A 7655-nucleotide genomic window follows, 5' to 3' on the forward strand; every position below is an offset into this window, starting at 1 on the left:
ACCCACCACCAACACCCCAAAAACCCCCAAAACAAGCCAAACCATCGGCGTGTCGAAAACACACACCAAACAGTATTTTAAGGCCAAAAACCCAACCAACCAGCCTCGCAAGATGTCAAGTCGGCAAATTCTCGGCCTTCGCAATCACATAATCTTCACATTTGTGTGTCGATCCGTGCCGCAGCTACCGGGCACGACGATCGTCCACCATGCAACCGACCGTACGCTAGTGGTCTGTCTCGCAAATTATTGAGGGGTCAGCTTCTGTCTCTCCCCCAGTCAGCTTCGCTGACAGCCCCCTCATCAGAAGGGGCCAACACCGCTCGGCCTGTTGAACGTCCTGTTGAAGGTTGACGAGTAAAAGCAGCAGAGCTGTTTGCAGGCAACGTGCGAGCTGGCCGGCGAGCCAGTTGAATGCGCACGCAACGCGAGCCCCTGATATACCACTGCTGTTGGTTTTCTGGCTGGTTGCCAATTGGCAACCAACATGCCATTGCGATGGACGCATCACTAGTGGTCTGTCCCGCAACTCCCTGAGCGGCATGCGACACAGGATACTAGCCCACTGCAAACGGACACCACATCTGACTATCACAACCACAGCCGCAGTCACTGCCGGCCACCACAGCCGCAGCATCACAAACGAATATGCGAGCACCCCCGCATGACACCCCACATGACAATCCACATGACAGTGGGGGATGCCTCGTTCGAGACATCCCCCACAATCAGCTCATGCGACAGAGCAGTTCATGCACCAGCCGGCCGCTTCCGAACCGTTACCTCGGAATCGCCGCAGCGAAATCGCAGCATCGGACGGCAGCGGTACACGGCCCGATCATGCCTTGCGACGACGCACGGCAAGCACCGCACCGCCAGCCACGGCAAGAACGGCCACCGCGGCGACGACCGCAGCGATGCTGGCACCGGTGTTCGGCAGACCGGGCTTCTTGTTGATGGGCTGATCGCCCTTCTCACCCTTGTCGCCCTGATCGCCACCGTTGCCGGGGCCATCGTTACCGGAACCATTGTCGCCACCGTTACCGGGGCCGCCGTTGCCATTGTCGCCACCGTTGCCGCCAGGCGTGGTGGTCGTGGCTTTCTTCAGCGCATTCTGGCGGGCCTGCAGTTCGGAGACGAGCGAGTCGAGCTTCTCCTGCGTCAGTCCCTGCGGGTTGGCCAGCGCATCGGCGAGCGCCTTGCGCGCGGCGGCGAACAGAGCCCACGTTTCAGCCGTGTAGTCCTTCTCCACCTTGGTGTTGGCGTTGGCGAGCGCCTTCTTGGCAGCGTCGGTATTCGGCGCAACCGGCGTCTGGCCACCATTGTCCTGAGCCTTCTCGAGCTCGACCCGCTTGTCGCGCAGCGCCGCGACCAGCGGGTCGAGCTGGTCCTGCGTCAGATCGGCGGCGTTCTTCAGGGCGTTCTCCAGAGCGGTCTTGGCATCGGCGAACGGCTTCCACGTTTCAGGCGTGTAGTCCGCTTCCTTCAGGTCCTTGACCTTGTCAAGCAGCTCGGTCGCGTCCTTCGTGTCGGCGCGGGCGACGAGCGTGTCTTCCAGCCCCTCGAGGCTGTTGACTGCATCATTGACCTGCTCCTGCGTGGCCTCGTCGTTGTCGAATACGCTCTTGGCAGCCTCAACGGCCGCATCGAACGCCTTCTTGCTGGAGGCGGTCGCACCGGCAGTATCAACATTGCGCAGCGCGTCCAGGCGAGACTCAAGTTCGCCCTTCTCGACCGGATCGACGCCCGGCGCCTCAGCCTCGGCCTTGCCGAACACCTGCAGCTCCACGATGTGGTTCGTGGTTCCGCCTGTGGACGTGCCCTGCATGTAGACGCGCACGTAGCGGGCCTTGGTGCCGGCGGGCACGGAGAAGCCCTTGCCCGCGGACGTTTCCGCGTAGGTCGCGTCGGTGCCCTTGCCGAAGCCGAACACGTCGGCGGCATCGGAGTTGTAGACGATCGTATCGTTCTTGTCGAACGTGGCGTCCTCGGAGAGCACGACCACGGAACCCTTGTAGGTACGGCCGTCGTTCCAGTAGCGGTACAGCTTCACCGCGTCGGATTCGCCGCCGTCGTTGTTCTCGATGGTGTACTCTTTGCCGAGATCGACCTGCAGGTACGAGCCATCAGCCTTGTTGTCCTGACCGAATTCGGCGTAGTTGTTGGTGTCGATCGTGCCGTCGACGGCCATGCTGCCGGGGCGATCGGACTTGTCGGCGATTGCCGAACCGTCCTTGGCCCAGCCCATCGTCACCGTCTTCTTGAGTGCGGCGTTCTCCACGCCCGGAGCGGTGTTGTCGCTCTTGAGCGTGTCGTAGCCGGTGGCCTTGTCGTAGACGGCAACGGCGAGCTTGCCGGCGAACTCGGCCGAGCCGACCGTCGCCTTGCCTGCCGGAATCGCGTATGTCATGTTCTCGGCCTTGTACGAGGAGCCGGCGAGGTTGCCGTCCACGTACACCTTGAGCATGCCGTTGTTCTCCTTGACGGCGGCGATGCTGTGCTTCGCGCCGTCGTTGACGACGACATCACTGGTTGCGGTGGCGCCGTTGAGCGTCACGTAGGCGTGGCCGTTCGCGTCGATGCCGACCGTGTAGCCTTTCGGCTGCGCGGCGAGCACTGCGTTGGCGGAGGTGGTGGTCACGTCGGCGATCACGGTGAAGCCGTTCGCGTTGTTCAGCGAGCGACCGCTGGTGCCGAGGTTCTTCGTCTTGCCGGCATAGTCGGCCTCAGTCAGGCTCGCCACCTTGTTGCCCTTGCGGTAGGTGACGGACTTGCTGTCGCTGGCACCGTTGCCCGCCAGATCCTTCAGTGCGGAGGTGGCGTTGACGGTGAGCTTGGCGAGGTTCTTCGGAGCCTCCTTGAGGGTGATCGCGAAGGTCACGCGATCAGCGGACGGAGTGACCTTGGCCACTTCCGCGCCGTCGACGCTCAGGCCGCTGTCGGCGGTCAGCTTGACGAACTCGTCGAACTTGACGGTGAGCGTCTTGTCGCCGTCGCTGGCGAGCGAGGCGATCTTCGGCGCGGTGGCGTCCTTCTTCTTGGTCACGCGCAGCGTGATGGATTCCTGCGGCTGCAGGTTGAAGGTGTACTCCTGACCGTAGGTGAACGTGCCGGTGCCGGATGCGAGCTTCGCGTCGCTCGGCTTGTCCTTGGCAGTGGCGGTGTCGGTCGGGTTGTACACATGCTCCAGCGTGTACGTGTAGTCGCCGGAGTTGATCTGCACGCCGTTGGTCGCGTCGAACTTGAACGTCACGTTGTCGGCGGTGGACTTCGGGTTGCGGATCATGATCAGGCCGTCCTCGCCATCGAAACCGGAGTAGCCGTAGGTGTTGGCGGTGCCGCCACCGGAGGTCGATCCGAGCTTGATGTTGGTGTTGGGCGAGCCGCCGAACATCTTGGCGTTGCGCAGCAGATGGTTGTTCTCCTCGGCCCACTTGAGGAACTCGGAGGTGACCTGCCACTTGCCGGGCGTCATGATGCTGGCGGAGAAGTACAGCTCCCAGAACGCGGTGCCGCGGCTGGCCTGCGTGTACAGGTAGTTCGCGAACTGCTCGTCGGTGGCCGTGTTGATGTTCATGCCGGTGCCCTCGACGCCGTAGACCGGGTCGTGGTTGTAGATGTTGGCGAGCGGGAACTGGAACTGGTGGTTGTTGATGAAATCGTAGTATGCGGCGTCGCGATAGTTCATCTGCTTGTCCATCTTGGTGCCGTCGCCGGCATCGGACTGGTCGTGGATGCACTGCAGCCACACCGAGTTCGCCCACTGCAGGAACCACGGGCTCGGGTTCGTGTAGCAGGTCAGCGAAATCCACAGATTCTTGATGCCGTTCTTGTCGGCGTTGGCGCGCACCTGCTCGAACAGGTCGATCCACGCCTCCCACATATCGGTCACGTGATACATGTGCTCATAGCCGCCGGTCATGTGGCGATTCGCATAGCCGGGCACACCGTCGGTCGCGCCGAACTGGTTGAACTGGGCCTGATCGGCGAAACCGTCCCACTTCCAGTAGTTGAGATGGTAGTCGTCCTGCCACTTCATCGACATTTCGGCGAAGTTCTTCACATACTCGCGATCGGCAACGTCGATGGAGCCGCCAGCCTTGGAGCCCTTGCCGCTGGCTGCGAGGATGTTGGCGAGTTCACCGTAGTAGTTGTAGCCGCCACGCGGGCCGACCCATGCGCCGAAGTCGCTGCCGAGCTTCTGCACGAGAGCGCTGGACGGGGTGAGTCCCTCGGGGAACTTCTCGTTGAACGTCCAGAATCCGTCGGTGTTGACGGTCTTGCCGGAGCGGCGGATCTTCGTGGCGTCGGTGGGCACGGTCTGGTTGTAGTTGTTCCAACCGTCGTCCACGACGTAGGAGCCGAGCGGCGCGGCGCCGGCGTTGACGAGCTGCTTGTCGACTTCCTTGAACGATTCGAGAATGTTCTCATCATCGATGAACATCATGTTGTCGAACCACGAGTTGTACTGAGCGCGGAACTCGGTCGGCGTGGCGATGTCGTCGATGTAGCTGTAGAAGTCGGACTGGATGACCGAATTGTCGGTGCTGCGGGCCGCGCCGACCACGGTCTGCCAGGTGTTGTAGGTCACCGTTGTGCCGTCGGCGGAGGTGCCGGCCTGGCTGTCCTTGACAAGCCGGTCGAACGACTTGCCGGTGTAGTAGCGCATGTAGCCGGTGTTGTCGACGATCTGCGTGTCGGTTTCCGGGAACTCGCTGCCGAGGAACATGCCGTCAAGGTAGATCGGCTGGCCGAGATTCGCATGGAAGGCGCTCATCTGCACGACGCCGCCGGCATCGGTCGGAATCGTCCACTTGGTGTCGTTGGCGCCGATCTTGAGCGATTCGAGATCGATGTAGTCGATGACCGCATCGTCCTTCTGCGCGGCGGGCACGGAGATCTCCAGGAACTTGCGCATGTAGTGGTCGCCGTTGTACAGGACGACGTGCTGCTTGATCGTGAAGTCCACGCCACGGAACTGATACGGCTGGAACGTGAAGACGACTTCCTTGCCGGTCTTCTCTACCTTGTTGATGGTGGCCTTGGTGTCCTTGACCTGCGGCTGGCCGGCGAGCGTCAGGTCGCTGGTCGTGAAGTCGTAATCCTGCGACGCGCTGGGAGCCACGTACTTCTGCCCATACAGGTTGAATTCGGCGCATCCCGCGAATTGCTGTCCGTTGTTGGCCGAGAGTGCCACGAACTTGACGAAGCGGGCGGTGACCGGCTGATCAAGATTCACATAGATCGGATTGGTGCCGTTGTAGACAAGGGCGGTGGCATCGGTGCTGCCGTCCTTTGCGACCTGCCACTTGCTGTCCTCGGTCGGCGCAGTCGCCTCGTTGGAATACAGCAGCTTGTAAGTCTTGACGTTGCCATTGGTGCCGGATTGGCGCGGCGTGTAGGAGAACGCCTGGAACGTGGTTTCCTTGCCGAGGTTGAACTGGATCCAGTGGCCGTTGGCGTAGGTTGGCGAGCTTCCCTGATACTGGGTATGCCACATGGTGCCGGCATCGCCGTCGATGGCTTTTTCGGCACCCGAGTTTTCCGCGGCGGTCTCCGCGCTGGACGCTGTCGCCGTCCATCCGGTACGGTCAATGCCAGTCGGCGGCTTGGTCTCACCGGTGTTCTTCGTCATTTTGACGATGAACTCCTCGCTGCCGGCCTGCGGCGTGTATCGGGTGTTGGCGCGCTTGTTGTCGATCTGAGTGGTCTTCAGCTTGTTGTCAGCTGTCGAGAACGTTCTCGACAGCTGGTCGTTGCCGATGGTGACGGTGTTGCCGCTGTTCGTCACCTGTGCGGCTCCTGCGCCGGATGAAGGACTTCCCTCCTGCGCAAACGCTGCAACAGGGAATGAGGCGACAGCCAGAGCCGCTGCGACCGCTCCCCCTAGCAACCGTTTGATTGCATGCTGCATTGCATGTTCCTTTCTTCATTTCCTTGACGCCCGGGCCGTGCATCCAACATTGGCTGCGCTGCCTGCCGATGGTGATCGGCACTGACATCATCATCCCCATATTACGAGATGGCTCGGAAAAGAAGGCGGTTTGTCGCGTGGCGATGACTCTGATTCCGCTGGCGTCCTTGGTGACGTCGTCGACTCATGTACCGTATGCCACGCACCGAAGGCTGGTCGCTGATGTTTGATTGCCGATGCTTGATTATGGGCGAATCGGCGCATCCGCTACGACCGGCTCATTGTCCGCAGGCAGCAGATCGTACGGCATCTGCTTCTTCACCACGTAGAAGATGAGCAGCGCGAACGTGAATATGCAGGCCAGCGGAATCAGTCGTGCGAACACAACAATCACGAACACCGCCGTCCGTGCTGCGTAGAACAGCGCACGTCGCCAACCGGAACGCGTCCGTGTCTCGCACGTCATGTGCGTGAAGCCACCGCCCAGCGTACGCCCGCCATGCAGCAATGGCACTACCAGCTCGAAGACAAGCAGCGAGATCAGCATCGTCAGATCGTTGATCGTGACATCATGGCCGAACATGTGACCGATGGCAGGAATCGCCTGCCATGTGGCCATGTCGCGCACCACGGTCGAGTCGTAGGCGATCGTGATCAGCATGGCTGTCGGCATCGCGACGACCGTGACGGCGGTCAGATCGATTACATACGTGATGCAGCGGCGCAGGAATCCCGGACGTGTCACCGTTGTCAGGCTGTACGTGCGCGGTGGCACGATGCGGTCGAAGAGTTTGGCCGCACCGTAGCCGAGCAGCGCGCCCAGCGTATTCGTGATCAGATCATCCACGTCAAACAGTCGGTACGAGCACGGGTAGAGTCCCAAGAATCCGGTCAACTGCAGCGTCTCGACCAACAGACTCGTCGCGAAGGCTACCGGAAGCGCCGCAGCAATCGGCCAGCGGAACACACGCCCGATAATGAAACCGAGCGGCAAAAAGAATATGACGTTCAGCGCAAGCTGCATGATCGCAGACAGACCGTCGGTGCGGATATCGCCGACGAACTGCAACGGGTTAAGCTGCGGGGTGAGATGATGTGCGGCGCAGTAGGCGACCGCGTCTTCCGGCATCGGATACAGCGTAAAGCAGAGCAGTCCAATGGCATACAGTACCGTGCCATATGCGACGAGCGTCTGCGAGAAACGAATGCGATTGTAACGGTGGTACAGTAGCGCGAGCACGGGCACTGTAAGCGCCGCGGACAGGAACGGCCACAGTGCGATCGCCATCATGAACGGACGGCTGAAATATGCAATATACGCCACGGGTTTCCTCTCCGATTCCTCTTCTGTGCATGCCGGTGGTCGTTGCAGTTAATGGACGGGAACCGAGCTGAATGCACCTAGGCCGATGAACGCCCGCCATACGCTGAAAGCCATGTGTCATTGTAGCAGCCAGCGGTGCTACTAGGCATCGATCGATGGAATGATGTATGTGGAAGCGCGTCATCATCACAGATAATCGATCAGTGGATGCGCAATCGGTGGAACGGGTGATCAATTGGGTGTCGCATAAGGCGGCGGTGTTCGTTCGGTTTAGGCTGGGAGGTGGGGATGGCGATTGGTCGGGGAATGCAAAAAAGGGGTGTTCCCTTGTTGGGAACACCCCTTGGTAAGTGTGTTGCGGCGGTGTGCTACTCTCCCACATTCTCTCGAATGCAGTACCATCGCCGTGCCAGGTCT

General features: G+C 60.8%; 3 protein-coding genes. 1 reads left to right on the forward strand and 2 read right to left on the reverse strand.

The annotated features are described in order from the left end of the window. The coding region (locus tag EHS19_RS11110) for a hypothetical protein (RefSeq protein WP_206666358.1) at positions 1–253 on the forward strand (253 nt) is incomplete at its 5' end. Positions 254–838: 585 nt separating this feature from the next. On the opposite strand, the gene EHS19_RS10135 is transcribed toward EHS19_RS11110, so the two are convergent. Together EHS19_RS10135 and EHS19_RS10140 are read right to left on the reverse strand one after the other, a co-directional pair. Then, the gene (locus EHS19_RS10135) at positions 839–5791 is read right to left on the reverse strand and encodes a discoidin domain-containing protein (RefSeq protein ID WP_206666359.1); all 4953 of its coding nucleotides are present in this window, start codon (positions 5789–5791) and stop codon (positions 839–841) included. A gap of 367 nt (positions 5792–6158) precedes the next feature. After that, entirely contained in the window at positions 6159–7238 is a 1080-nt protein-coding gene (locus EHS19_RS10140) for a VanZ family protein (protein ID WP_175578427.1), read from the reverse strand. Between the last annotated feature and the right edge of the window lie 417 nt (positions 7239–7655).

Origin of the sequence: Bifidobacterium jacchi, from assembly GCF_009078285.1 — a bacterium.
GTDB classification, from domain to species: domain Bacteria; phylum Actinomycetota; class Actinomycetes; order Actinomycetales; family Bifidobacteriaceae; genus Bifidobacterium; species Bifidobacterium jacchi.